Source organism: Sporocytophaga myxococcoides (genome assembly GCF_000775915.1).
Classification (GTDB): Bacteria; Bacteroidota; Bacteroidia; order Cytophagales; family Cytophagaceae; genus Sporocytophaga; species Sporocytophaga myxococcoides_A.
The window spans coordinates 877,678-902,940 of sequence record NZ_BBLT01000001.1; the positions used below are offsets into that span (position 1 = coordinate 877,678).

Here is a 25,263-nt window from a genome sequence, read left to right on the forward strand (position 1 = left end):
TTACATTTTAATTTATCCATTGATCATGAGTAAGATAATTTACCTCGCCAGGCATGCGAAGTCAGATTGGTCCATACCGGGGCAAAAAGATTTTGAAAGAGAATTGAATACCAGAGGTTTGACAGACGCGCCTAAAATGGGTAGAAAACTGCATGAAATGCAGGTGCTTCCGGATCTGATCTTATCCAGTCCGGCAGTAAGAGCAAAAAATACAGCCGAACTAATGGCAGAGCAGCTTCAATATGACTTGAATAAAATTGTTTATGAAGAAGAGCTTTATGAAGCATCCGTAAGAAGTTTAATGGCGGTTATAAGTAGAGTAAGTCCTGAAAATAATAGGGTTATGATTTTTGGTCACAATCCTTCATTAACTTATATGGCTGAGTATCTGACCAAAGAAGTGATTGGTAATATTCCGACTTCAGGGATTTTGGAAATTTCTTTAAATATTGACACCTGGGAAGAGGTGAGTGGAGAGTTGGGTAAATTAAACTGGTTTATTTATCCTAAACTTATTTTCGGAACAGAAGGAAATTAGTACTCCTTAAAAATAAAGACGGCCGTCTTTATTTAATAAAGCGGCTGTTTTAATGTGTTTTAATATATTTTTTCTTTTTCTTAGAAGTTCTTCCCTTGGCTTTATTCAGTCGCTTGGCGGCTATTTTGTCAGCCTTTTTTCTAGTCCGTTCCTGCTCTTTTTTCTTTTTTTTCTGCGCTTTTTTCTGCTCTTTCAGGTAGGCCTTTTGCTCCTTGCTCATCCTGTCTTTTTCCACATCTGCATTCGCATTATCAAGATCTTTTTGTGTATTACCTTTTCTTCTTTTGGAGCCATTATTGTCGTCCTGACCTTGTGCTGTACTGTTGAAAAACAGAATTCCTGCAAAAATAAAGGCAGAGATAATGAAAATCTTTTTTAAGCTCATATAGTGAATTATAAAACGAAAATGGCAGAATTTAGATTTCTGCCATTTATTATTCACCCAAATTTAAACTTTTTTTGGAATAACTAACACTTTAATTAATACCAACCTGATCTTCTCCTTCTGCTATCACCCGAAGATGCAGAAGAATCTCTTTTGACCTTTGATCTGCTGAATTTGGTTTTTCTGGTATTAAAGTATTTCTTACTACCTGAATTGCCAAAATGCTTTTTGTTGTGTTTGATTTTTAGCATTCGTTTGTTGTACTGAGTTCTTATCCTTTCGTCTCTGTTTCGTGCAGATATTTTGTCTTCACGACTTATTTTCTCTTCAGAATCAGCTCTTGAGGACTTACTTACAGCTTTGGAATGCTTAATCTGAGTTTTATTTTGGGCATTTGCTGTATTGCTAAGCCATGCCAGCATCATTAATATTATAAAAAACAGATTTTTCATACGCCTTCTTAATTTCTTCCCACTAAAAAATCAACTTCTTTTATAAAGATTTTGTTAAAAAGTTCTCTTTATTGTTTGAAAAAAGAAATCGTGTATGTGAGTAAATTCATTTTTGCAATTATTACATTTGTCAACTTATCAGGTATTATGTTCAGAAAAATCAGAACCACATTATTCCTTTTATTGGTCTGTCTTTCAGGTATTCTGAAGGCTCAGTCTTCTTTATTGTGGGAAGTGAAAAGTCCTGATAATAAAAATGTTTCTTATATCTATGGTACAATGCATGTTGAAGACGAGAGAGTGTTTGATTTCGGAGACTCTTTAATGATTTGCTTTAATAAGTGTAAAGCATTTGCCGGAGAAATAGTACTTGATAAAATTAACAAAAGCGAGCTGGCTTCACAGATTTTTATGCCGGGTGATACTACCCTTAAAATGCTCATTGGCAAAAAAAAATATAAACAGGTAAAACGAAAAGCAAGAAAAAGCTTAGGGGTTTTCGCGGGACTCATTAATAGGGTTAAACCTGTATTCACTGCTTCTTTAATTTCTGAAAGTTCATTTAAAAAAGGTAAGGGCAAAATTCTGGATGAATATTTTCAAGATCTTGCCAAAGAAAAGCAGATGGTTTTGTTAGGCATTGAAAGTCCTTCAGAACAAATTGCGGCACTGGATGAAATTCCATTGGCAGAGCAGGCCCAGATGCTGATTGAATCTCTGGAAGCCCCCGCAGAGGAGGAAGGGGCTGATGAACTGGTTAAAATTTACAATACAGGAGATTTGGATAGTTTATATAATCATTTTCTGAAATTTGATTTAAGTGACAATTTTACCAGGTCTTTATTAACCAAAAGAAATTATGTAATGAGTGAAAGGATTCAGGATATAATAAATGAGTATCCTGTTTTTGTGGGTATAGGAGCCGCTCACTTACCAGGAGAAGAAGGCGTATTGAATCTCATGGTAAAGCAGGGTTATATGGTAAGACCAGTGCAGATAAAAACAAATAAAAATAAAAAGTAAAGTATTAAAATAGTTTGATTGAATGCAAGTATCACATGTTTTAAAAATTGCTGGGGAGTTGAATATTGCTCCCAAATCCGTTGAAGCTACGCTGGAGTTATTGGCAGAAGGAGGTACCGTTCCATTTATATCCAGGTACCGGAAAGAAGCTACTGGCAGTCTTGACGAGGTGGCTATTACTAAAATCAGGGACAGAAGCATCCAACTGGACGAGCTTGATAAGAGAAGGGAAAGCATCATCAAGTCTATCAAAGAACAGGGTAAACTTACAGCTGAACTTGAGGCTAAGATCAATGATGCAGAAACAATGACTGTATTGGAAGATCTTTATCTTCCTTATAAGCCCAAAAGAAGAACTAAAGCTACGATTGCAAAAGAGAAAGGATTGGAGCCGCTTGCTGAGCTAATATTCAAACAAGAGCTTGCTGATCCTGATAAAGAAGCAGAGCTTTTTGTTAATCTGGAAAAAGATGTAAAAGACATTAATGAAGCACTTGCTGGTGCCAGAGATATTATGGCAGAGTGGGTAAGTGAAAACCAGGAAGCCAGAGCAAAATTAAGGGAAGTATTTTACAAACAGGGTACAATTAAAAGCCGTGTAGTTCCTGGAAAAGAGGAGGAAGGACAGAAGTATAAGGATTATTTCGAGTTTGAAGAAGCAATTTCAAAAGTGCCTTCTCACAGATTGTTAGCGATGAGAAGAGGTGAAAAAGAAATGTTTTTAATGCTGGATATTGAACCTGCAGAAGAAACATCACTTGAAGTACTTGAAGGAATATTTGTAAAAGGAAGAAATGCAGCTTCTGGTCAAGTAAAAACAGCAGTTAAAGATTCATATAAACGACTATTAAGGCCAAGTATCGAAACTGAGGTAAGGCTAGGTACCAAAAAGAAAGCAGATGATGATGCTATTCAGATTTTTGCAGAAAATCTTCGTCAGCTTTTACTTGCTGCTCCATTAGGCCAGAAGGCAGTTCTTTCGATAGATCCTGGTTTCAGAACGGGCTGTAAGGTGGTTTGTCTTGATAGGCAGGGAAAGTTATTGGCTAATGAAAATATTTATCCTCACGAGCCTCAGAGAAAGGTAGCAGAAGCAATTTCAATTATTAAAAGACTTTGCGAAACTCATCAGGTAGAAGCCATTGCTGTTGGAAATGGTACTGCAGGAAGAGAAACAGAAACATTTGTACGTACAATAGATTTCGGAAGAGCTATACCAGTAATAATGGTTAACGAAAGCGGCGCATCAATATATTCTGCATCAGAAGTTGCAAGAGAAGAATTCCCTGATTATGATGTAACTGTTAGAGGTTCTGTTTCCATTGGGAGAAGATTGATGGACCCACTTGCAGAACTTGTAAAGCTAGACCCTAAATCAATAGGAGTAGGGCAATATCAGCATGATGTGGATCAAAACGCATTAAAGTCAAGTCTTGACGATGTAGTTATAAGCTGCGTAAATAATGTTGGAGTAGAAGTAAATACTGCAAGCAAGCAAATATTAACTTATGTATCAGGTTTAGGGCCTCAGCTCGCACAGAATATAATTGATTATAGGAATCAGAATGGAGCTTTCAAGTCCAGAAATGACCTTAAAAAAGTTCCAAGAATGGGAGAGAAAGCTTTTGAACAAGCTGCAGGATTTTTGAGAATTAACAATGGCGAAAATCCCTTGGATGCTTCGGCTGTTCACCCTGAAAGCTATCATATCATTGATAAAATAGCAAAAGATCTGAAAGCTTCTGTAGCTGATCTGATGAAAAAATCGGATCTGAGAAAACTTATAGATCTTAAGTCATATGTAACAGACACAATCGGTTTACCAACCCTTCAGGATATATTGAAAGAGATAGAGAAACCGGGGCGTGATCCAAGGGAAAAATTTGAGGTATTTGAATTTGCTTCTGGAATTGAAAAACCTGAAGATCTGAGAATTGGTATGAAATTGCCCGGCATTGTAACAAATATTACAAAATTTGGTGTATTTGTGGATGTTGGTGTTCACCAGGATGGACTTATCCATATAAGTCACCTTGCAGATAAATATATATCAGATCCTTCTGAAGTAGTGAAGGTTCATCAGAAAGTTGAAGTTACAGTTATTGAAGTAGATCTAGCAAGAAAAAGGATTGCGCTTTCAATGAAGGGAAATGTTGCTGCGGAAGGACCTAAAAAGTCAAAGGATAAAAAGGAAACAGAAAAAGAAGTTTCTTTTGAAGATAAACTGGCAATGCTGAAAGGCAAATTTAAAAATTAAGAAGGTATAAAAATAAAAGGGCTACTTCATCCAGAGGTAGCCTTTTTATTTACACTTTGACTTTTTCAGTTTTGATTTCCTTTAGATCTTTTTTCAGATAGGTTGGGCAGGTTCTGTGTCCATAACAGGAAGCCAGTGAAAAAACTACAGTGAAAACAATAAGTAAGTTTCTGATTTTCATAAGCAATTATTTTTGGGAAACATCTTCTTTTACGATGCCTCGATTTTGAGGGTTATTGGATAGTTTTGTGAAAAAATAGGAGAATTGTTTAACGGGAATATTAAGCAATTGTAATTTAGACGGTTTAAGGCAATATTATTTTTCTCTTAACTTTACTTTTTTACTTAAGTTCTTCAATTATAGTCACAAGAGTTTAATTGTTGGGGTTGATTTCTATGAGAACTTTCATATATGTTTTTCTATTATCCATAATTTCTTACATCGCGAATGCAGGCGTGTATATTACAGTAAGGGATGGTATGCTGAATTCCAGGATCTGGGAAGGCGGATTTATTCCTAATTTAAAATCAGAAGACACTGTATTTATAAACCATTCAATCAGTTATGATGCACCTGTTAGTTTAGTGTCTGTAGTTGTGATCAATGAAAATGGAAATCTTAATCTTGGGGCTAATCCTTTGATCATTTTGCCAACCGGTAAGGTTATCGTAAATGGAAGACTAATGGTAAGTTCAATAATCAATAAAGGAACTTTGGTCAATAATGGAAAAGTGGAAGTGCCCGGGGTTATGACAGATTTGAAATCAATGTGTTTAAAAGGAGGTCTCAGTTTTGAATTGGTGAGAGAATTAAAGCATGTATACGAGAATGTACATTGTGCAGGATGCTTTACAGAAGGAATGAAAAGTCAGACGGAGCAGGAAAGATTTGATTCATGTTATTTGGGGCTTCAGACAAGATTGAATTTTAAAGCTAATTATGAAAATGAAGTCGTAAAGTTATATTGGGATCCAATTCTGCAGACTGACCACTTAAGTCATTTTGAAATAGAAAAAAGTTATGATGCTAAAGACTTTAGAAAAGAAGTTATTATAACTCCTGAGCCATCAGGCACAGGAAAATTTTTTTGGGAAGATCATATTAAAGAGTCAATAATTACATATTACAGATTAAAGCTGGTAGATAATAATGGACAATATATATATTCCCAACCAGTGAGTGTAGTTTTGAAAAAAGATTAAAAGTAAAGGTGGATTTGCTATTGAGTATCAAAAAGTCAAAAAAAAACGTTTCATTAAAAATAAAAAGAGCATCTTTGTATTATTTAATGAACAATTATTTTCTTTTTGATCTATATTTTCACCTTCTAAAATGAAAGAGTTAGGATTTATTGGTTTCGGGAGTTTTGGGAAATTTATCATTCCATATCTGAAACCATATTTTGATATAACAGTCTTCGATGTTAAGGATTTTTCCACAGAAGCAAAGGCGCTGGGAGTAAAGTGGGGGGCACTTGAAGAGGTTTCCGGAAAAGAATTTTTAGCTCTGGCCGTTCCAGTGCAATACCTTGAAGATTTGCTGATTCAGATAAAAGATTTTGTTAGACCTAAGTCTTTGGTCTTTGATTTATCGTCAGTTAAGGTAAAGCCAGTAGAACTGATGATAAAGTATTTGCCGGAGAATGTTGATATAATCGGGACACACCCATTGTTTGGCCCCCAAAGTGGTAAAAATGGAATTGCTGATTTAAACATTGTTGTATGCCCGGTGAGAACAAAAAAGAATGGCAATCTTATACGTTTTTTTGGTCAGGAGTTAAAGTTAAACGTCCTCGAAAGAACGCCATTGGTGCATGATCAGCAAATGGCCTATGTACAGGCATTGACACACTTTATAGGCAGGGCAGTAAATCAGATGGATATTCCTGATGTGGAGCAAAAGACGCCAGCATATCAATTCTTACTTAATATTAAAGGAAATCTTGGACAGGATTCAATGGATCTCTTTTATACGATAGAAAGGGAAAATCCTTTTGCAAAGGCAGTAAGGGATCAGTTCATAGAAGAGTTGTATAAGCTAAAAGACAAAATCGAGTGTTAATTAAAATAATGCTGAAAGGGCATTTGATAGAATAAAATAAAAAATCCCGGCCTTATGACCGGGATTTTTATATTTATTTTCTTTTATCAATCGGAACAAAATCTCTGGTATTAGAACCAATGTACACTTGTCTTGGTCTTCCGATTGGCTCGTTATCCTCTCTCATTTCCTTCCACTGAGCAATCCATCCAGGAAGACGACCTAAGGCAAACATTACGGTAAACAAGTCTGTTCTAAGGCCTAATGCTCTGTATATGATTCCTGAGTAGAAGTCTACGTTAGGGTATAATTTTCTTTCCTTGAAGTAATCATCATTTAATGCAGCCTCTTCTAGACCTTTAGCGATTTCTAGAACAGGGTCTTTTACGCCAAGTTTAGCAAGCACAGAATCGCAGGCTTTTTTAATGATTTTAGCTCTAGGATCAAAGTTTTTGTAAACTCTGTGACCAAAGCCCATCAGTCTGAAGTTATCATTTTTATCTTTTGCCTTAGCTATGTATTTTTTTACATCACCACCATCATTCTTAATAGCCTCAAGCATTTCGATTACCGCCTGATTCGCGCCACCATGAAGCGGTCCCCAAAGGGCATTGATTCCTCCTGCAACAGAAGAATATAAACTTGCATGAGCAGAACCGACAATTCTAACAGTCGATGTAGAGCAGTTTTGTTCGTGGTCCGCATGAAGTATAAGAAGAACGTTTAATGCTTCAACAACAACAGGGTCAATTACATAATCCTGGTTTGGCAATGCAAACATCATGTAAAGGAAGTTAGAAACGTAATCCAGGTTGTTTTTTGGATACATTAATGGCTGTCCTTTTGAGTTCTTGTATGACCAGGCTGCAATAGTAGGAAGTTTTGCCATAAGTCTTACGATAGTAAGATCAAGGACTTCTGCATTAGCATCAGGGTCAATGGCTCCTGGATAGAAAGCTGTTAAAGAACTTACAAGAGATGATAACACGCCCATAGGGTGTGCGTTGGAAGGAAAGCCATCAAATATTTTTTTGAAATTTTCATGAAGATTTGTATGCTTTGTAATTCTGTTTGAGAAGTTAGATAACTGATCTGCAGTTGGTAATTCTCCGTAAATCAGAAGGTAGGCTACTTCAAGGAAGGATGCTTTCTCCGCAAGTTGTTCAATAGGATAACCTCTGTAACTTAATACTCCAAGCTCTCCATCCAAAAAAGTTATTGAGCTTTTAGTAGCTCCGGTGTTTTTATAACCTGTATCAAGAGTGATGAACCCTGTTGCGCTTCTGAGGTTGGAAATGTCAATAGCCTTCTCATTTTCTGTTCCGACTACTATCGGAAACTTGTAGCTTTTACCATCAAGAATTAGTTCTGCAAATTCAGACATCTTTATGAAAATTTTATTTATTGAAGAATTACTTTGAGCGAAAATAAATAAAAAATGATTTTAAAAAAATATACACAAAACATTTATTGGATTTCGGCAAGATTTTTTTTCATATACCCCTTTCCGCCATTGTGTCCCTAGCAGAAGAAGGCTTCTTAAGGTTTGAGAATTGGCACCAGATGACATAACGCATGGATTACTGTATCTTGAAAATGATAGTAAATCGGGTTCAGCAAGATGGCCTATCAGGGAATTGATAGGATAAGAAAGAATTGCTTAAAGTAGGGAGCCAAAAGTCTGCTTTTAAAAAACAGTTGCCCAATAGAAGGTAAAGTAAAACAGACAATTGATTAATAAACTGATTGTTCGTTTTCTTTATTTCGCTCTTTTGAATATCGATTCAGTCAGGAAATAATCGTTGTTTTCTTTTTTTACACTGACATAGATCGTCTTATCAGGAAGCTTTACCTGAAACCCTTTAATTTCTTCTGCAGATAATGGAGCACCTTCAGATATCTTTTCATATTTACTCTGATATAAGTTAAGCGTTTCCTTGTAAATATTCAAAGCCTTATATTTTGAGTTTTCCTCATATAAATAAGCTCTTTTGCTGATTACCCCGATTAGCTTCAGTTCATGAAATACATATGTATAAGTAAAGTAAAAAGAGGAGTCCGAAAATTCAACGAAAGATAGATTCTTGTGTCTATTCTTTTCGATATTTTCATTTAGCAGAGCACCTTTTTCATTCGCTTTGACTTTTTCAGGAGAATCTCCCCATTTTGCATTTCTAAAATCCTGAGAATATGAAGTCAGCGTTAAAAAAAGAAAAGTAAAAAATGTCAAATACTTCATAAGATCCACTATTAATTCGATCAGAGTAAAGATACCAAATAGTAATGAAAATTAAAACAAAAATTGGATTTTAATTAGAGTACGGGAATTATTACAACTTAGTTACTGTAGTTTAATAAAGGAACATTAAGTCATTACGAACAAAAGGAAAGTTTGTAATCAGTTTTGGAAAAAATATCAGGATACAAAATAATTGATAGTTATGCAGCCGGAAGAGAAAATTAAAACAAAAAATAAATCAGTCAATCCTTCTTTGGAAAAGCCATTTATACCTCATGCTCCTGGGTCTAATATCAAGGATGATCTGGATCCTGAATCGCCGAATCCTGAATCGAATCCTAACTACTCTTATATGCCTGCTATAGCCTATCCTGATGGAATTCCGAATTTTAATCTAAAAGCTGAATAAATTGAGATGGAAAAGAAAAAAGAGGCCTTATTGGCCTCCTATGTTTTTCCTTATTCTTCAGAACCTTTTCTCGTACCCTCTGGCTTTGTCGAAATCTGTAAATTTGCTCATCATTTCTCCGGGAGCATCATCTGTCTCGTTTGATTTTTCAGCAATGAATTCACTTCCTTCACTTTCGTAATAGAAATTTTTATGAAATGAACGTGTATCCCCTCCCTTGTTTAAATTTTCTGTACGCTTGTTCGCTTTCATGACTCAATTCAATATTTAATAAATCAATTAACCTGGCAATAGTTTGTATTTAAATACCTCTCTACCCTTAATAATTAACCTGCCTTTTTGTCTACTGTTTATTACCTTTTGTAAATGCTTTTGTATCAGAGATTAGTGGGGTGAGGGCATTATGAAATTGGGGCAGTTGTTGATTTAAATTATGGTATAAACAAAACCTCTCTTTGTCTGTAATTTTTCTTTATTAAGCTCCTCAGCATATGGAAAACACTCGCCCAAGGAATATCAACGCATTCTGGAATTCATTTTTACTATCGACTGGGACCTTTTTGCAAGACCTAGGAGGATCGTTCAGTAATAGTGCTTTGCGTAGTAGTAAAACAATGATAGAAAATCTTGGAGAGTACCCCAGAGGACTTGAAGAAACTATAAAATTTCCTCTCATTGAAGCTTTATATGGAAGGCGGGCAAGAAGGTTCCTTCTAGGAGCTGAAATACCTGATGGTCCATTAAAATATAAATCTTCCAAAGCACCTGTTCCTCTTGATGCATTGGAACAAATGCTTATATTAAATTCCTGTGCCGGGAATACGGGTTGGCATTCTATGATCCACAGAGCTGAAAAATATGCTCCTCATATTGCTAATTACTCTGCTGCTGCCGGAGGAAGGACCTTTCCCTCTGCTGCCGGTTTCCATACTTCAGAGATTTTTTATACAGATGATTTCGGAGTTTATTTTTTACCAACCAGAGATGCTCCTTCACTTGTTTCTTACGATAACGATAGATTTAACCTTAAATATTGGCTGGAAGTTCATGCAGCGAGGAAAATCAGACTTTCCGATAAAAGACTTTATATTCCGCATTCTGAGCCTTATATGGAACCTCATAATACATGGTGTGTAAATAAACCTGGAAGTACGTTGATTATTCCTGTGGCTGATGTTGCTCAGCATATGCTTGCAATACTTTGTTTCGTCGTACAGAATGGGTATTGTATATTTGATGACATTAAAGGACTTCCAATTCCTGGCCTTGATAAATTTAGCAAGCTGGTAGATCTTAATAATCCCTATCCATTGACTTTTATAGAGCAGTATGCTCTTACAGAAGCAACTTCTGAACTTTCTGCTTCATGTTACGCAGGAATGCTGATGCTTCAGGCAATGGGCTTAGGCGGGTGGATGTTTGATGGAATTGACAGATTCTCAATACTGGGAGCAAGTGGAAATCCTGAAGTGCCCGGATTAGGTTTTATATTTAATAAAAATCTTAAATATTCGTTGCCTGATATTACCGGTCTTCCAGGAGTATTTGAAGGATTTTGTCCTCCTCATTTTAAAACAATGGAAGATGCTACAAGGGCTTTGGTTAAAAGGAAATTTAGTGTAGGAGGTCCTTATCATAGAGATACAGCCGGTCCTTGGAAAGAATCATCCAGGATTAGATCAAGTGCTCAAATGCATAGCGAAGAATTTATCGCGTGTGTAAGCACTATGGCACAGTATATATATGACACATATGAACGTTTTCCTGCTACAGTTCCGTCCATATTTTGTCTTACATATCTTCAGGCACATCATCTGGATCTTGATTTTTATGATTATTACTACAAGGAGGGGGCTTATCTTAAAACGCATAAGCATCATATGGAATGGTGGAGGCATTAAACCGAAAGATTTAGGAGAGCTGTTAGTCAGGTAATAGATATGTATGTATCTTTGCAGTGTGAAGATTGAAAAGATATTTGTATATGGAACTTTAAGAAAAGGAGGTACTGCCTATCATCTTATGAGTAGTTGTATGTTGCTGGAGGAAGGAATAACTGTTTCCGGATTTAAACTATATGATGCGGGAGAGTATCCTTTTGCTTTCTATACAGCAGATCCAATGGATATCATAACTGGTGATATGTTTGAAATTAAAGAAGATATATTAATATCATTGGATGAGTATGAAGGGGAAGAGTACAGGAAGAAAGTATTACCAGGTTTTGATTGTTATATTTATATCTTAAATAAGAATAATGCTCCCTTTCTTCCTGTTGTCTCTGGAGGAGATTGGTTATTATATAAGAAATAATTTATCTGTTTTTACAATTAAATATGTCTAAGAGAAATATATATCAGGTTGATGCATTTACTGATGTTGCATTTAAAGGAAATCCTGCTGGTGTGATGATCCTGGATAATCCAATGGAAGAGCAATTAATGCAGAAAATTGCTAATGAAATGAATCTTGCAGAAACTGCATTCGCATATCCCGTGAATGACGGTTACAACCTTAGATGGTTTACTCCGGAAAAAGAAGTAAAGTTATGCGGGCATGCAACGCTGGCAACAGCGCATATTATGTGGCAGGAAGGATTTATCAAGACAGATAAAATAAATTTTCATACATTATCAGGAATTTTATCTGCGGAGAGAGTAGGTGATTATATTCAACTCAATTTTCCAGCCATTATAGGGAGGGACACTAATACAAAAGAATTAGTAAAGGCTCAGCTTGGAGTTGATCCGATTGGTTTTGAAGAATCTGATAAAGGCTATATGGTGGTTGAGCTTACGAATAGTGATGAAGTGAAAAACTTCCTTCCTGATTCAGAAAAATTATTAAAGCTTGGTGAGTTTGTGGTGATCATTACTGCAAGAGATAAAGAATATGATTTTGTTTCAAGAGTCTTTGCTCCGGCTTTTGGAATTGATGAAGACCCTGTAACTGGTTCTGCGCATTGTTTGCTTGCTACTTATTGGAATAATGTTCTTGGTAAAAAATCATTTAAAGCTTACCAGGCTTCCAAAAGGGGAGGGCAAATTGATGCATCACTTGAAAAGGATAGGGTTTACCTCACGGGTAAAGCCGTAACAGTTATAAAGGGAGAAATCTTATTTTGATTTCTCCTTCTTAAGAGACGTCCTTAAACCAATATAGATATTTCTGGTGGGAGAGGGTTCAAAGTATCTTTGTCCCGCTGCATTAGGTATTACGGAGCTGGAATAATTCCTGTTAAACAAATTATTTATGCCTCCGAAGATATTAAAGGCTAGTGTACCTGCTTCAAATGTATAGCCAACTTTTGTGTCAAATGTCCAATAACTTTGATTTACAAATACACCGGTATTGGCAAAACCAGGCTCAAAGTCGTTAAGATCGTTTGTGTAGACTTTTCCGGTCCATTGTCCACCCATTTCAAAAATAAAATTTTTAACCGGGATAAAAGCGATATTGGAATAAAATCTATGATTAGCTGTACCAGGTACTTTATTACCTTTCAGCTGAAGTTTTTGTCCCTTGGAGTTGTATTCATAATCAACAAAGGTATAATCCATTAAGGTATAATTAATATTTAATTTTAATCCCCTTACAGGTGTTACAAAACCACTTACTTCTAATCCCTTGTTCTGTGTCACTGCTGCATTGCGGTAAAATACCTGATCGCCTCCGGCACTTGTCTGGTAAGGTATAAGCTGATTGTTGGTCCTTACATAAAAAGCAGCCATATCAATGTAGTAAAGTGTTTTGAATATTCTGATTCCTGCTTCACCGCTACGTGTTCTTTCGGGTTGGAGCTGTTTATTGAAGCCACTGCCGTTTACATTATTGCTAAATTCATTTGCAGTAGGTGTTTGAAATGATGTTGAGAAGTTGGAATAAATATTTGAGTATTCAGTCATCTTATATGTAAGGCCAGCACCTGGATTTAATTTATTAAAGATCTTGCTGCCAGACTGGTTAATCGAATCTGTTAATTGATCTTTTACAGAAAAATTAATCAGATCATATCTTAATGCAAGCGTTAGTTTGATTCTTTGTCTTTCAATATCAGAAAGGATATATAATCCTCCGTTATGAATATTTTCATTTTGTTTTAACAGAAGGTTTCCTTTGGCTACTGCTGAAATGAGATCTTGTATTGGAAGGTCTGCCAGATCTTTATCAGTAACACCTCTATTTTCGTATTCAGAACGTTTATCAGACTGGAACTCATAATCAATCCCTGTTCTGATATTTATGTAAGTTTTATCCAGATCAATTTTTTTAATATAGGCAAATCTTGCTCCTCCTGAATGTCTTCTGAGATCAATATACCTTCCTATAATAGGGTTGTTGAGCTTTCTTCCAATATAATAGACTGAAAGATCAAGCTCCTGATTACCGGAGAGTTTTTTAGTCAGGTTGATACCACTAATACCCTGAAGCAGTGTTTTACCGCTGGCATTTTTCTTAATAGCCATTCTGGTTTTTTGGGGATCGGCAGTCTCTGCATATGTTAATCCTGAAGGATTATAGAGATAGGGTGCATAATAGATATTCTGGATGAAAGAAAGTGTATAGTTTTTTTTCAGTTTCTTTTTCAAAGCCATGTTCAACGTATAAAAGCGGGCATTTGAAAATTCTCTGTAACCTTTGATATCAGTTACATTTCCGCTTATTAATAGTGATGAATTATTATTGACTTTACTAAATTGAAGTCCTGCTTTAAAAAGACCATAAGAACCTGAAATAAGATAATTTTCAAATGAGTAACCTTTTTGAATCGGCAGATCAGATTTAAGATAAATCACCCCTCCGGAAGAATTACCATAGATCTGAGATGATGGGCCTCTTAAAACTTCGATAGATGAAATGGAATACAGGTCAGCACCGGTTAATTGAGTTGTTCCATCTGCTGAGGTAAGTGGAATACCATCCAGAAATACTTTTATATTTCGCAAGCCAAATGAAGATCTGCTTCCCTGACCTCTGATAATGATTCTTTCTCCCTGAGCAAAATTATTTCTATTTTGAACAAATATGCCAGGTACATTTTTTAAAGCATCTTCCATAAATATCCCGGTCCTGTTTGTTTGAAACTGTTCTTTGCCAATGATCGTCGTGGCTGAGGGTATAGATTTAAGATACGAATTAGTTCTGCTTGCTTTGATTTCAATAGTAGCTAAAGAATCAGAGCTCATCTGTGCTTTTAAAGACAGCGCATGGAGAGCAAAGATTAAAATGATAATGTTTCTTATAGATATCTGCATAGTTAAGTTGCTAAAGATATAAAAAGCCATATAAAATATCGTTTTATTTAATTGTTGGTGGTATGAAACCGGAAACAATTTTTCATATACTATTCAGAATATTAAGGAAATAAAATCAATGAACCTCATTCAAATGGCTACTCTGGTGGTATTCTGGCCGATTGGAAAAATATACAATTGGTAAATGATATATCTTTACATTCCATTAGCCACCAGATGGAAAAACAATAATCAATTCATTTAGTAATTCGTCAATATAGTTTTTGTACATACGAAAAGTAAAAAACTAACAGGAAGGTTTACTTATAAGATTTGTTTTTTTTTGTTTATAAAAATCTACTTAACCGATAGGATTTATATGATTAAAGAATCGAGACTTCATATAGCACTTAGCGATGCTTGGTTGCTTATCAAAAAAATAGGAGTAACAGTATTGATATACCTTGCTCCGGTGGTCATTATAGCTGGAGGTCTGCTGCTTACAGCCAGTATTTTTCAGGAAGAGCAAGAGGCTCCGTCAGATATTAAAGTTGAATCAAAAGTTGAATCAAGTATTAACCTAAACGATTAAGCTATGTCCGCACCAGATCCTTCAATCAGAAATAGAATTATCAGGAATGCACTGCTGAGTATAGTGTTATACTCATTGCCTGTAGTGGCTTTGTTTATATACCTGAAGGTCACAGGAGAAAAGCCATGGAATAATAAAGATCAGAAAGCATACTATGGTCAATTTGAAAGATATAAAAAGAAATAAAAGCTATGAAAGAAATCTTTACATCCGTATTTGAAAACCTTAGCTCTTGGGGGCTGCCTCTATTCCTCTTCTTACTAGGGATTGCAGAGTTTATTGCTGGTAGGTATGATAAACATGACTGGGATGAAAACGAAAAAGCCACAGATTTAATTTGTTATGCTGCTCCTAAGATATTGTTAACTCCTGTTTTTGCCTTCTTCAGCCTTAAAGCCTTGCCTGTATTATTTCCGGGCATGATGGGGATTTTTTCATGGGTGCCTTTCTGGTTTGGATTTGCTATAATAGCAGTGGCAGATGACCTTACTCAATACTGGTATCATCGTCTTCATCATGAAATTCCATGGTTGTGGAGATTTCACAGAACACATCATTCAGCATCTTATATGGGAATGGCAATGGCCAGCAGGCAAAACGTGATCTATACTGTTTTCTTTTCACAGACTTATGTAACTGCAACGTTGGTATTTCTAGGTTTGGGCTTTCCTGCTTTGTTTGTAAAAGTATTAAAATCGTTTATTACAATTTCAGCACATTCCAGTATTCCTTGGGATAAACCATTTTATAAATACAGAATTTTGAATCCTATAGCATGGGTACTTGAAAGACTTATCTCTACACCTGCAACACATCATGCTCATCATGCAGATGCAAATGATGGTGTTGGCCACTATAAAGGAAATTTTGGAAATATGTTCTTTATATGGGATATGATCTTTGGTACAGGGCTTATAACGAGACAATACCCTGCCGGCTATGGTGTAAAGCACTACTTCAAAGAAGAATGGTACGTTCAATTCTTATGGCCTTTCTTCAAGTCTAAGAAAGCCGGAAGTGAACTGGCTGTCGGTGGTCCTGAATTCTATGATGAGGTAGGAGAGACAGGTGGATATACAGTTAAAGAACTTAAGAGTAAACTTCCTGAACCTGTATTACATGATGAACTTCTGGAGGAACCTCAATATAATCAGATAGCTGTATAGGAAAAAAATAAAATTGAAGGATCACTCTTTATGTCCTTGTTCTGCTCATTACTAGGAGCAGAACAAGGTTATTTTATTTTGATTTTGAAATTTTAATTCACCACCAATTAAATTAAGCAATGAGAAGATTTAAAATCTACTTCATTATAGCAACAATATTAAGTGCATTGATCTTTATTAAAGCAAAATTTTTTACATCTGATAAGGGCAAGTCAAACACTGCAAATAAAAGTTCTGACAGGCCTTCTACTCCGGTTTCTGTATTTGTTGTAGGAAATGAAAGCATAGAACCTAAAGTTTTTGCAACAGGTACTATACTTGCCAATGAAGCAACAGAACTGAAAGCTGAAGCAAGTGGAAGGGTGGTTTATCTGAACCTACCTGAAGGGCAATTTGTAAAAAGTGGAACGCTTTTATTGAAAGTAAATGATGCTGAGTTTCAGGCTCAGTTATCAAAGCTGAAAGCTCAGATAAAGCTTGCTTCCTCCAATGAAGAAAGACAACGTCAGCTATTGGAAATAAATGGGATTAGCAGACAAGAATATGACAATGCTCTGGCAACTCTTTTAACGCTTAAAGCTGACAGTGCTTTTGTACAGACACAGATTGCCAAAACAGAGATCAGAGCGCCTTTTAACGGTTTGATTGGTATCCATTCTATTGGTCCGGGAGCTTATATAACTCCTGCAGTTACAGCTGCATCTATTTATCAAACAGACCCTGTTAAAATTGAATTTTACCTCCCTGAAAAATATTCCGCTATGATAAAGACAGGTGATCAGATTAAGTTCAGAGCAGAAGGTTTGAAGGATGTCTTTACAGCAAAAATAATTATTAAGGATCCTGCTGTAGATACGGATAGCAGAAGTATTCGCTATCATGCAGTCTGTACAAATACCGGTGGAAAGCTTTTACCAGGGACCTTTGTAAATGTTGAGCTAAGACAAAATGAAAATTCTAAAACTTTATTTGTGCCTACAGAAGCAATCGTTCCTGTGACTAATAATAAAATTGTCTTTGTTGTTAAGGATGGCATAGCTAAAGAAAAGATAGTCAAAACCGGTATCCGAACAGAAGATTTTCTTCAGATTATCTCAGGTATTTCAGTTGGTGATTCTGTTGTGATCAACGGAAACTTCAGACTTAAGAATGAGGCTAAAGTTAAAGTCGTAAAGTCAAAAGAAAGAGTTGCAGTAAACAGAGAGGAATAGCAGACTTATGAGTTTATCGACAATAAGTATCAAGAGGCCTGTATTAGCCATTGTGATGAATCTTATCATTCTATTTTTTGGCTTTATGGGATTCAGGGCGCTTGGAATTCGGGAGTTTCCTGTTGTAGAAGCCCCAATGGTTTCCGTGCGGACTTCCTATGCCGGAGCGAGTGCTGAGATCATTGAGGCCCAGATTACTTATCCGCTGGAAAAGGCTTTGAACGGTATTGAAGGAGTTAAGTCTATATCTTCAACAAGCAGCCTTGGTTCAAGTTCAATTTCAGTAGAGTTCAACCTTGATTCAGATTTAGAAACAGCTGCAAACGATGTCAGGGATAAGGTTTCCCAAACGCTTCGTTCTTTGCCTCAGGATCTGGATGCTCCTCCGGTCGTAAGCAAAGATGTGGGAGGGGAATATATCATTGTAATGACTGTTACCAATGATAAAATGACAGATCTTGAGCTGAATGATTATGTAGACAACATGATTCTGCCAAGACTTCAGACTATCAAAGGTGTGGGATATGTTTATCTTTTTGGTGAAAAGAAGTATGCCATGAGATTGTGGCTGGATCCTGTAAAGCTTGCCGCGTTTAAAGTAACGCTTCAGGATGTAAGACAGGCATTGGATAAAGAGAATGTGGAGCTGCCGACAGGAAGACTGGAAGGCAACAGAACAGAGTTGACTGTAAAAGCCAGTGCAAAATTCAAGGATGAAGCGGGCTTTAATAATATGATAATTAAAGCATCATCCGGTAAAGTTGTACGTCTGCAGGATATCGGATATGCAAGATTGGGCGCTGAAAATGAAGAATCCATTTTCAGAATCAATGACATTCCAAGTTTAGGCTGCTCTATAGTGCCTCAGCCAGGGGCTAATCATACGGATATTGCAGAAGAATTCTATAAACGATTTGAACAACTCCAGAAAGAGTTGCCTCCTGATTTTAAACTCGCCGTATCAACTGATAATACAAAGTTTATTACAAAATCAATAACAGAGGTTACTGAAACGCTGATTATAGCAATCTTACTGGTTGTCGTAATTATCTATCTGTTCTTCAGAGACTGGTCTATTGCACTTCGCCCTTTGATAGATATTCCAGTATCTCTGGTGGGAACATTTTTTATAATGTTCATATTCGGCTTTTCTATCAATGTACTTACACTCCTTGCTATAGTCCTTGCAACAGGATTGGTTGTGGATGATGGGATAGTTGTTACGGAGAATATCTTTAAGAAACTTGAACAGGGCATGTCCCCATTTGAGGCAGCTATAGAAGGTTCAAGGGAAATAACATTTGCGGTTATCTCTACCTCAATTACTCTTGCTGCTATATTCCTTCCAATTATATTTATGGAAGGGTTTGTAGGAAAGTTATTTAAGGAGTTCGGAATAGTGGTATCTTCTGCAGTTCTGATTTCAATTTTTGTATCGCTCAGTCTCACACCTATGCTGAATGCATGGCTGGTGCATGATCATACTAGGAAGAGCAGGTTTTATACCTATTCGGAACCATTCTTTATCTGGTTGAATGAATCTTATGCAAAATCTCTTGATACCTTCTTTAAACGTCGCTGGTTAGCTTTTGTTATCCTGGGGGTAGCGGTAGTAAGCACTGTATTTATCTGGAAGATTATTCCTGCTGAAGTTGCTCCTACAGAAGATAGAAGTATGTTGCGCATTACAATGACATTACCGGAAGGAGCATCATATGAATATACAGACGAGTTCATGCAAAAGTATGTACAACTGATTCGAGATTCGATTCCTGAAAACAGACTTGTCATGGCTATTACTGCTTCCAGCCCCGGAGGTTCAAGTTCCGGTGGTGTTAATTCAGGTTTTTCAAGAATCCCCTTGATAGATCCTGATAAAAGGGAAAGAAGCCAGCAGGAGATAGTAGATAAGATCAATCAGCTTGTAAAAAGATTTCCTGAGGCTAAAGTTCAGGTGGGGCAGGATCAGACTATCAATACCGGCGTAAGAGGGCTTCCTGTACAATATGTTATTCAGGCTCCTGATTTTGAAAAGCTCGAGGAATACCTTCCGAAGTTTATGGATGAAGGTCAGAAAGATCCTACCTTCTCAGTTGTGGATGTAAACCTTAAGTTTAACAGGCCGGATATTCAGGTAATTATAAATCGTGAAAAGGCAAGGGAAGTAGGGGTAAACGTGTCCGATATCGCTCAAACTTTACAGCTTGCTTTAAGTGGTCAAAGATTCGGTTTCTTTTCTATGAATGGTAGACAATATCAGGTCATAGGTCAGTTTGACAGAGTCAACAGAAACGAATCTGTTGATTTAAAAAATATTTATGTAAGAAATACTTCCGGGAATTTAATTCAGCTTGATAACCTGGTAGAGTTTGAGGAGTCAAGCAGTCCGCCTCAGTTGTTCAGATATAACCGCTATCAGGCTGCTACGATATCAGCAGGACTGGCTCCGGGTAAAACTATTGGTGATGGTGTGAAGGCAATGGATGCTATTCGGGATAAAGTGCTGGATGATTCCTTTTCCACCGCATTGATAGGTCAGGCGAGGGATTTTGCTGAGAGTTCATCCAATACATCCTACATATTTGTACTGGCTTTGATTCTGGTATATCTTATTCTGGCAGCACAGTTTGAAAGTTTTGTAGATCCATTTATCATCATGCTTACGGTTCCTCTGGCTGTTGCCGGTGGTGTTATATCTTTATGGTATTTTAACGAGACCAATAATATATTCAGTCAGATAGGGATGATTATGTTAATAGGCTTGGTAACAAAGAACGGTATCCTTATAGTCGAGTTTGCCAATCATCTAAGAGAATCCGGAAGGGATGTGCGCACAGCTGCCCTGGAAGCCGCAAACGCAAGGTTAAGGCCGATATTAATGACAAGTCTGGCTACAGCATTAGGAGCATTGCCTATAGCGATTGCTTTTGGTGCTGCGGCAAAAAGCAGGATGGGAATGGGGATTGTTATCGTAGGTGGATTAATGATATCATTATTGTTTACGCTTTATGTAATACCTGCTATGTATACTTATCTTTCAAAAGATAAATCTGCTAAAAGGGTTAAAACAACGGTAAAGGAAACGGCTAAAGAAGAAAGTTTTGTAAGTGAAATTTTTTAAGTTCAAGTGAAGGTCATGGGCGTGGGGCAGAGCCTCACGTCCTGCTTTTTTAGATATATGTGTTGAATTCGTTGAGATCAGGAAGAAAATAAAAAAAGCTCTCAAAATCAGATTATGAGAGCTTTTTGATTTTTGTAATAATGCTTCAGTTAAAAATAATTTAAGACAATCTGATATTCAGGATTTCCTCCGTTGGCACCTCAATGCGGTGAAAATATTTTCGGAGTACAAGGGCTGTAATATTCCCGTCCTGATCTGTTTTGCTTCCGGTAAGCATTCCATCAGTCTTTCCACTAATGGTGCTTATAAACACATGCTTTCCATCGTTCAGCAATGTGTACTCCTTAAAATCGATCATAGCAGTATATTTATTTATTAGACGAATAAAACCTAATTATATTTTAGGAATTAAGATTGGGATTTGATCAAATACAATTCCCCTTATGGTATCTGTAAAGCGAACTACGTGCCAACATTGCAAACTGTTTTTATAAAGAACAATATTTCAACTATTTAGTCACTAAGTGAGTTTCAATTTGTTGATTTTTAGTGAATTGTTTTGTTGACCTTTCTGGCAGTTTTCATGTCAGATTGATATGAATTTATCCTGAAAATACCGTATGAAAAAGTTCCTTTATCCGTAAATAATTTTTATTTCTAATTTGGGTACCCTACCTGAATTATGTCATTTATGTTGAACCAGAACGGACACTCTGGACATAATGTGTATCCATAAGATAGAGCCTCTAATAATCTATAGAACCAATTCAGCCATTAATCTCCTAAGTGTTTCACTTGCATCGTTGCATAGACCAGGATGCACAGCTGAAGTCTGAACGATGGTACTTCTGTTTGCTGTCAACCATCTGAATCTTCCGGAAAGAGGAAGGCCTCCGATGGGTCCTGCTTGTTTACCTCCTTCACAGATTCTTTCAAAGGCACGGAGTCTCTTTTCCAGTTCTGGGATATCTATATCTTTACAAAAAGCCTTTAGTCGTTCCTGGTTCAACTCAAACTTAGTTTGTAAGAATCCCTGTGATGAACAGAATAGTATTACTCCAACGTTCAAAAACTCTTCGCGTTCAACCCTTGGTACCACACGAATAACGGCATACTCAAACAATTGCTTTCCTTGCATTTTTCGCTTCGTTTACAAAAGTTTCAGAATTAGCAATTCGTGTTTCCAGAAACTTCACATAGGCTTGTCTATGCGCTTCAACAGTGTCAAAGGGTGATTCAGCCTTTAACAGCCATTCATCAGGAATCAGGGCCACTATTGATTGTATATTTTCAGTTGTGAGTTTAGTTTTGAAAGTTTCATTGACCTTATCCAGTTCAGATGCTTTGGAAAGGAGGACATGATCTTTTATCTGTGGAAATGGCTTCTTCCCTTGCTCTTCGGGATTGGGCCATGAATGATGAAAATAAAAGGATGCTCCATGGTCTATAAGCCAAAGCTCTTTATTCCAGGAAAGCATATTGGTATTCCGGGCGGTACGGTCAACATTCATAATCAGACAATCAAACCATACAATTTTAGAGGCGAGCTCAGGATCAACATTGGTAACAAGCGCATCGAATGTAATGGCTCTTGAAAGATAATGAAGTCCAAGATTTTGTCCTTCACTTGTTCTCAGAAGATCCTGAATCTCTTCATCTGGTTCAGTGCGTCCAAAAGCTTCGTCAAGATGGATAAAGACAATCTCTGGTATCAGAAAGCCCAGAAGTCTGGCAATCTCTCCGGCGATAAGTTCTGCTATCAGGGTTTTTATTCCCTGGCCTGCACCTCTGAATTTAACCACATATAAAAAGTCGTCATCAGCCTCTACTATGGCTGGCAGAGAGCCTCCCTCACGAAGGGGAGTCACATAACGGATAACGTTTACTTCTCTTATTTTGGGGTTGTAATTACTCACAGAAATTAAGTTCATGCCCGTCTGCTCTGTGCTTCCGGAATTTTTATGCTGAAAGTTATATCATTTTTTTCAGAATCTGCTAGAGATTAATGATTTTATAAAATAGGAAGAATGCCCTTAAAGACTATTATTATTAAGATAGGAATATACTGCAGTTTTATAAAATGTTCATATTAAGGATATTCTCCTGTGAAAAGGTATTTTATTTTTCTATCTGTTTACGGTATTTCAGGATCCTTTTTTCATCTGCACTTTTGTATCGTCAATCAGATAGTCGGGTAATTCCGGGTTGCTCTTTATCTGAATAAAGCTAAAAGTTTAAAACCTAACAAAACACTATAAAGAACCAATACTAAAATGAAAACCAGATCTAAATTCTTTAACAGACTTTTAACAGCAGTTGCTGCTTCTGTTCTCCTTCCGGGAACACTTTTCGCTCAGGCTTGGGTTGCCAGACATGGATTAAGTCCTGCAGAATACCAGACTGAATTTAATACACACACAGCTAATGGATACAGGCTGACTTCCGTAAATGGTTATACCTCCAATGGAGCTGAAAAGTACATTGCTCTTTGGGAAAAGGTTTCAGGTGGTGCTTATGTTACAAAGCACTCTATGACTGCAGCGGAATATCAAACCGCTTTTAATACATACACATCTCAGGGATACAGACCTACATTAGTATCAGGTTATGCAGTGGGAGGAGAAGCTCAGTTTGCAGCTATCTGGGAAAAGAAATCAGGTGGTGCATTGATTGCAAGACATAATCTGACTGCTGCTCAATATCAGGCGGTATATGATACTTATACTGCTCAGGGATATCGTCCAACTTATATCAGCGGATATGTTGTGAATGGTGTTGAATACTTTGCAGGTATCTGGGAAGTGGTTTCCGGAGGCGGAGCTTGGGTTGCAAGGCATAACTTAACCGCTGCTCAATATCAGAGCGCATTTGACACTTATACTTCTCAGGGATATATTCTGAAAAGAATCTCAGGATATAACAAAGGCGGCACAGATCTATATGCTGCTGTATGGGAGAAAGTCAGTACACCTTTGTGGTCTGCAAGACATGGAATCACTGCTGCAAATTATCAGTATGTCTTCGACAACCATTATTACTCGGGTTACAGACCTGTATTGTTGAATGCTTTCGCATCTGGCACAAGCTCTAAGTACAATGGATTCTGGACGAATACCAACATCTCCAGCTCCAATATGGCTAAAATTGATAATGCTGTAAATAGTTTTCTTACAAGTGAGAATGTAACAGGTCTTTCACTGGCAATAGTTAAAGACGGAAGACTTGTTTTTGCTAAGGGGTATGGATATGCAAATCCTTCAACAGGAGAAGAAATGTCTCCTGATCAACCAGGACGTATCATGAGTGTCTCTAAACCAGTTACTGCCGTTGGAATCATGACTCTCATCCAGAAAGGTCTTCTTTCTAAAGAGTCTTTCGTATTCGGCCGTAATGGAGTGCTTGGCTCTAAGTATGCCACACCTGCCAATAAACCTTCATTGAACAGAATCAGAGTACGTCATTTGTTAAACCATACATCTGGTCTTAGATCATGTAACGGAGAGTCAGTATTCTGGGATGCAACTAAAACACCAGATGATGCAATGGCTGTGTTATTGGCCGCAAACGATCTTGTATTGACAGATACCAGTGTAAATTTTGAATATTCTAATACCAACTATTTCATTCTTGAAAGAATCATTGAACAAGTAAGTGGTAAGAAATATGAAACTTACATCAGAGAAAATGTATTGAACAAATGCGGTATCGGATCTACTATGTATGTTGGTCAAGCTTCCGGAAATTCGAAAGCAGGAGAGATGCACTATACTTCTGCAACTAAGATGAACCTTCAGTTATGGGCAGGTTTTGGCGGCTGGGTAGCTCGTCCTATAGATTTGTTAAAATTCTTAAACAGAGTTGATGGTGCTGCTTCACCTTCAGATATCTTAAATGCTACTACACACACTACAATGACAACCGGCTCTACATTAAGACCAGGGTATGCATTCGGATGGGGAATTTCCGGTAATCGCCAAGGGCACAATGGTTGCCATGGTTCTTCAAGATCTAACTTAACTGAACTGGGTAATGGTGTAAGTTATGCCGTAATTATTAACAGCAAGCCAAAGACGGACGAGTGTAATGAGGTATTGATTCCTGCCATTGAAAACGCTCTGAACCAGGTAACAGCGTATCCTTCTTACAATCTGTTTGACAATATCGGTACTGGTGCCCGTGCAGATGAGTTTGCGATCACTGAAGAAGAGCAAGGATTTAACATAAACCTGGATGCATCTTCAACGAATAGAGTTCTTGCTTACCCAACTGTAAGTACTGATGGTATCATCAATTTCAGCAATGCAGCAGATGTTACCTCTGTAACTGTATCAGATATGCTTGGCAATAAAGAAACACACAAAGCAGTTGATCGTATACAAACACAGTTGAAAGGTATGCTGATCCTTCACATAGAAACTGAGCAAGGTAAAGTAACTCAAAAAGTAATTGTAGAATAACTGTTTGGTAATTTTTTGAAAGAGGGAGTGCCAGGGCTTCCTCTTCTTTTTATATAAATCTAGGATTTTTATCAAGTATTAAGCTTCAGTTAGCATGTATCTCAAGTAACTGCATACTGAACAGATATTTTAAAATTC

General features: G+C 36.9%; 25 protein-coding genes. 15 read left to right on the top strand and 10 right to left on the bottom strand.

Going from position 1 to position 25,263, the window contains the following annotated elements:
- The first annotated feature begins 25 nt into the window (after positions 1-25).
- On the top strand, positions 26-538 hold the full coding sequence (locus MYP_RS03785) for a SixA phosphatase family protein (protein ID WP_045458634.1): 513 nt from the start codon (positions 26-28) through the stop codon (positions 536-538).
- Between the two features lie 49 nt (positions 539-587).
- Here the strand turns inward: MYP_RS03785 and MYP_RS03790 are convergent, their stop codons facing one another.
- Entirely contained in the window at positions 588-923 is a 336-nt protein-coding gene (locus MYP_RS03790; RefSeq protein ID WP_052429920.1) for a hypothetical protein, read from the bottom strand.
- Positions 924-1,018: 95 nt separating this feature from the next.
- A complete protein-coding gene (locus MYP_RS03795; protein WP_045458637.1) occupies positions 1,019-1,375 on the bottom strand; it encodes a hypothetical protein in 357 nt (118 codons plus the stop codon).
- 75 nt (positions 1,376-1,450) lie between these two features.
- On the opposite strand from MYP_RS03795, the gene MYP_RS03800 reads away from it, so the two are divergent.
- Together MYP_RS03800 and MYP_RS03805 are read left to right on the top strand one after the other, a co-directional pair.
- Entirely contained in the window at positions 1,451-2,398 is a 948-nt protein-coding gene (locus MYP_RS03800; protein ID WP_045458639.1) for a TraB/GumN family protein, read from the top strand.
- A gap of 22 nt (positions 2,399-2,420) precedes the next feature.
- On the top strand, positions 2,421-4,655 hold the full coding sequence (locus MYP_RS03805; RefSeq protein WP_045458643.1) for a Tex family protein: 2,235 nt from the start codon (positions 2,421-2,423) through the stop codon (positions 4,653-4,655).
- Positions 4,656-4,704: 49 nt separating this feature from the next.
- On the opposite strand, the gene MYP_RS26705 is transcribed toward MYP_RS03805, so the two are convergent.
- A complete protein-coding gene (locus MYP_RS26705; protein WP_262506720.1) occupies positions 4,705-4,836 on the bottom strand; it encodes a hypothetical protein in 132 nt (43 codons plus the stop codon).
- Positions 4,837-5,051: 215 nt separating this feature from the next.
- Here MYP_RS26705 and MYP_RS03810 point away from each other — a divergent pair, with 215 nt between their 5' ends.
- Both MYP_RS03810 and MYP_RS03815 read left to right on the top strand, forming a co-directional pair.
- Positions 5,052-5,858, top strand: a complete 807-nt coding sequence (locus MYP_RS03810) for a hypothetical protein (protein ID WP_045458646.1) — start codon at positions 5,052-5,054, stop codon at positions 5,856-5,858.
- 130 nt (positions 5,859-5,988) lie between these two features.
- Positions 5,989-6,717 (top strand): prephenate dehydrogenase/arogenate dehydrogenase family protein, encoded by a 729-nt coding sequence (locus tag MYP_RS03815; protein ID WP_045458649.1) that lies wholly within the window; start codon positions 5,989-5,991, stop codon positions 6,715-6,717.
- A 73-nt stretch (positions 6,718-6,790) separates the two neighbouring features.
- Here MYP_RS03815 and MYP_RS03820 read toward each other — a convergent pair whose 3' ends face one another.
- Together MYP_RS03820 and MYP_RS03825 are read right to left on the bottom strand one after the other, a co-directional pair.
- Positions 6,791-8,080, bottom strand: coding sequence for a citrate synthase (locus MYP_RS03820; RefSeq protein ID WP_045458652.1), 1,290 nt, complete (start codon positions 8,078-8,080; stop codon positions 6,791-6,793).
- Positions 8,081-8,455: 375 nt separating this feature from the next.
- Positions 8,456-8,935 (bottom strand): hypothetical protein, encoded by a 480-nt coding sequence (locus MYP_RS03825; protein ID WP_045458654.1) that lies wholly within the window; start codon positions 8,933-8,935, stop codon positions 8,456-8,458.
- Positions 8,936-9,137: 202 nt separating this feature from the next.
- Here MYP_RS03825 and MYP_RS03830 point away from each other — a divergent pair, with 202 nt between their 5' ends.
- Positions 9,138-9,344, top strand: a complete 207-nt coding sequence (locus MYP_RS03830; RefSeq protein WP_045458657.1) for a hypothetical protein — start codon at positions 9,138-9,140, stop codon at positions 9,342-9,344.
- 57 nt (positions 9,345-9,401) lie between these two features.
- Here MYP_RS03830 and MYP_RS03835 read toward each other — a convergent pair whose 3' ends face one another.
- Complete coding sequence (locus tag MYP_RS03835) at positions 9,402-9,596, bottom strand: hypothetical protein (RefSeq protein ID WP_045458659.1); 195 nt, start codon at positions 9,594-9,596, stop codon at positions 9,402-9,404.
- Positions 9,597-9,835: 239 nt separating this feature from the next.
- On the opposite strand from MYP_RS03835, the gene MYP_RS03840 reads away from it, so the two are divergent.
- The 3 genes from MYP_RS03840 to MYP_RS03850 are packed head-to-tail and all read left to right on the top strand — an operon-like array spanning position 9,836 to position 12,469.
- Positions 9,836-11,245 carry a hypothetical protein gene (locus MYP_RS03840; protein ID WP_231569995.1) on the top strand — a complete coding sequence of 470 codons (1,410 nt, stop codon included), beginning with the start codon at positions 9,836-9,838 and terminating at the stop codon, positions 11,243-11,245.
- 43 nt (positions 11,246-11,288) lie between these two features.
- Complete coding sequence (locus MYP_RS03845) at positions 11,289-11,657, top strand: gamma-glutamylcyclotransferase family protein (RefSeq protein ID WP_045458663.1); 369 nt, start codon at positions 11,289-11,291, stop codon at positions 11,655-11,657.
- A gap of 23 nt (positions 11,658-11,680) precedes the next feature.
- Complete coding sequence (locus MYP_RS03850; protein WP_045458665.1) at positions 11,681-12,469, top strand: PhzF family phenazine biosynthesis protein; 789 nt, start codon at positions 11,681-11,683, stop codon at positions 12,467-12,469.
- Here MYP_RS03850 and MYP_RS03855 read toward each other — a convergent pair.
- Positions 12,461-14,599, bottom strand: coding sequence for a TonB-dependent receptor family protein (locus MYP_RS03855; RefSeq protein WP_045458668.1), 2,139 nt, complete (start codon positions 14,597-14,599; stop codon positions 12,461-12,463). The two genes, MYP_RS03850 and MYP_RS03855, sit on opposite strands and share 9 nt — an antisense overlap.
- 358 nt (positions 14,600-14,957) lie before the next feature.
- On the opposite strand from MYP_RS03855, the gene MYP_RS03860 reads away from it, so the two are divergent.
- The 5 genes from MYP_RS03860 to MYP_RS03880 all read left to right on the top strand — a co-directional run bounded on the left by MYP_RS03860 (position 14,958) and on the right by MYP_RS03880 (position 20,668).
- The gene (locus tag MYP_RS03860) at positions 14,958-15,170 is read left to right on the top strand and encodes a hypothetical protein (protein WP_045458670.1); all 213 of its coding nucleotides are present in this window, start codon (positions 14,958-14,960) and stop codon (positions 15,168-15,170) included.
- Between the two features lie 3 nt (positions 15,171-15,173).
- Positions 15,174-15,356 carry a hypothetical protein gene (locus tag MYP_RS25985; RefSeq protein WP_045458673.1) on the top strand — a complete coding sequence of 61 codons (183 nt, stop codon included), beginning with the start codon at positions 15,174-15,176 and terminating at the stop codon, positions 15,354-15,356.
- A gap of 5 nt (positions 15,357-15,361) precedes the next feature.
- A complete protein-coding gene (locus tag MYP_RS03870) occupies positions 15,362-16,336 on the top strand; it encodes a sterol desaturase family protein (RefSeq protein ID WP_045458676.1) in 975 nt (324 codons plus the stop codon).
- 119 nt (positions 16,337-16,455) lie between these two features.
- On the top strand, positions 16,456-17,547 hold the full coding sequence (locus MYP_RS03875; protein ID WP_045458679.1) for an efflux RND transporter periplasmic adaptor subunit: 1,092 nt from the start codon (positions 16,456-16,458) through the stop codon (positions 17,545-17,547).
- Positions 17,548-17,554: 7 nt separating this feature from the next.
- Entirely contained in the window at positions 17,555-20,668 is a 3,114-nt protein-coding gene (locus MYP_RS03880) for an efflux RND transporter permease subunit (protein ID WP_045458682.1), read from the top strand.
- A gap of 160 nt (positions 20,669-20,828) precedes the next feature.
- On the opposite strand, the gene MYP_RS03885 is transcribed toward MYP_RS03880, so the two are convergent.
- The 3 genes from MYP_RS03885 to MYP_RS03895 form a co-directional block, all read right to left on the bottom strand.
- Positions 20,829-21,026, bottom strand: coding sequence for a hypothetical protein (locus MYP_RS03885; RefSeq protein ID WP_045458685.1), 198 nt, complete (start codon positions 21,024-21,026; stop codon positions 20,829-20,831).
- A gap of 396 nt (positions 21,027-21,422) precedes the next feature.
- Entirely contained in the window at positions 21,423-21,806 is a 384-nt protein-coding gene (locus MYP_RS03890) for a DUF3037 domain-containing protein (protein WP_045458688.1), read from the bottom strand.
- The gene (locus tag MYP_RS03895) at positions 21,784-22,599 is read right to left on the bottom strand and encodes a HipA family kinase (RefSeq protein ID WP_156140289.1); all 816 of its coding nucleotides are present in this window, start codon (positions 22,597-22,599) and stop codon (positions 21,784-21,786) included. Before MYP_RS03895 ends, MYP_RS03890 begins: the two co-directional genes overlap by 23 nt.
- Before the next feature lie 342 nt (positions 22,600-22,941).
- On the opposite strand from MYP_RS03895, the gene MYP_RS24705 reads away from it, so the two are divergent.
- Positions 22,942-25,125 (top strand): serine hydrolase, encoded by a 2,184-nt coding sequence (locus MYP_RS24705; RefSeq protein WP_052429921.1) that lies wholly within the window; start codon positions 22,942-22,944, stop codon positions 25,123-25,125.
- Positions 25,126-25,263: the final 138 nt, after the last annotated feature.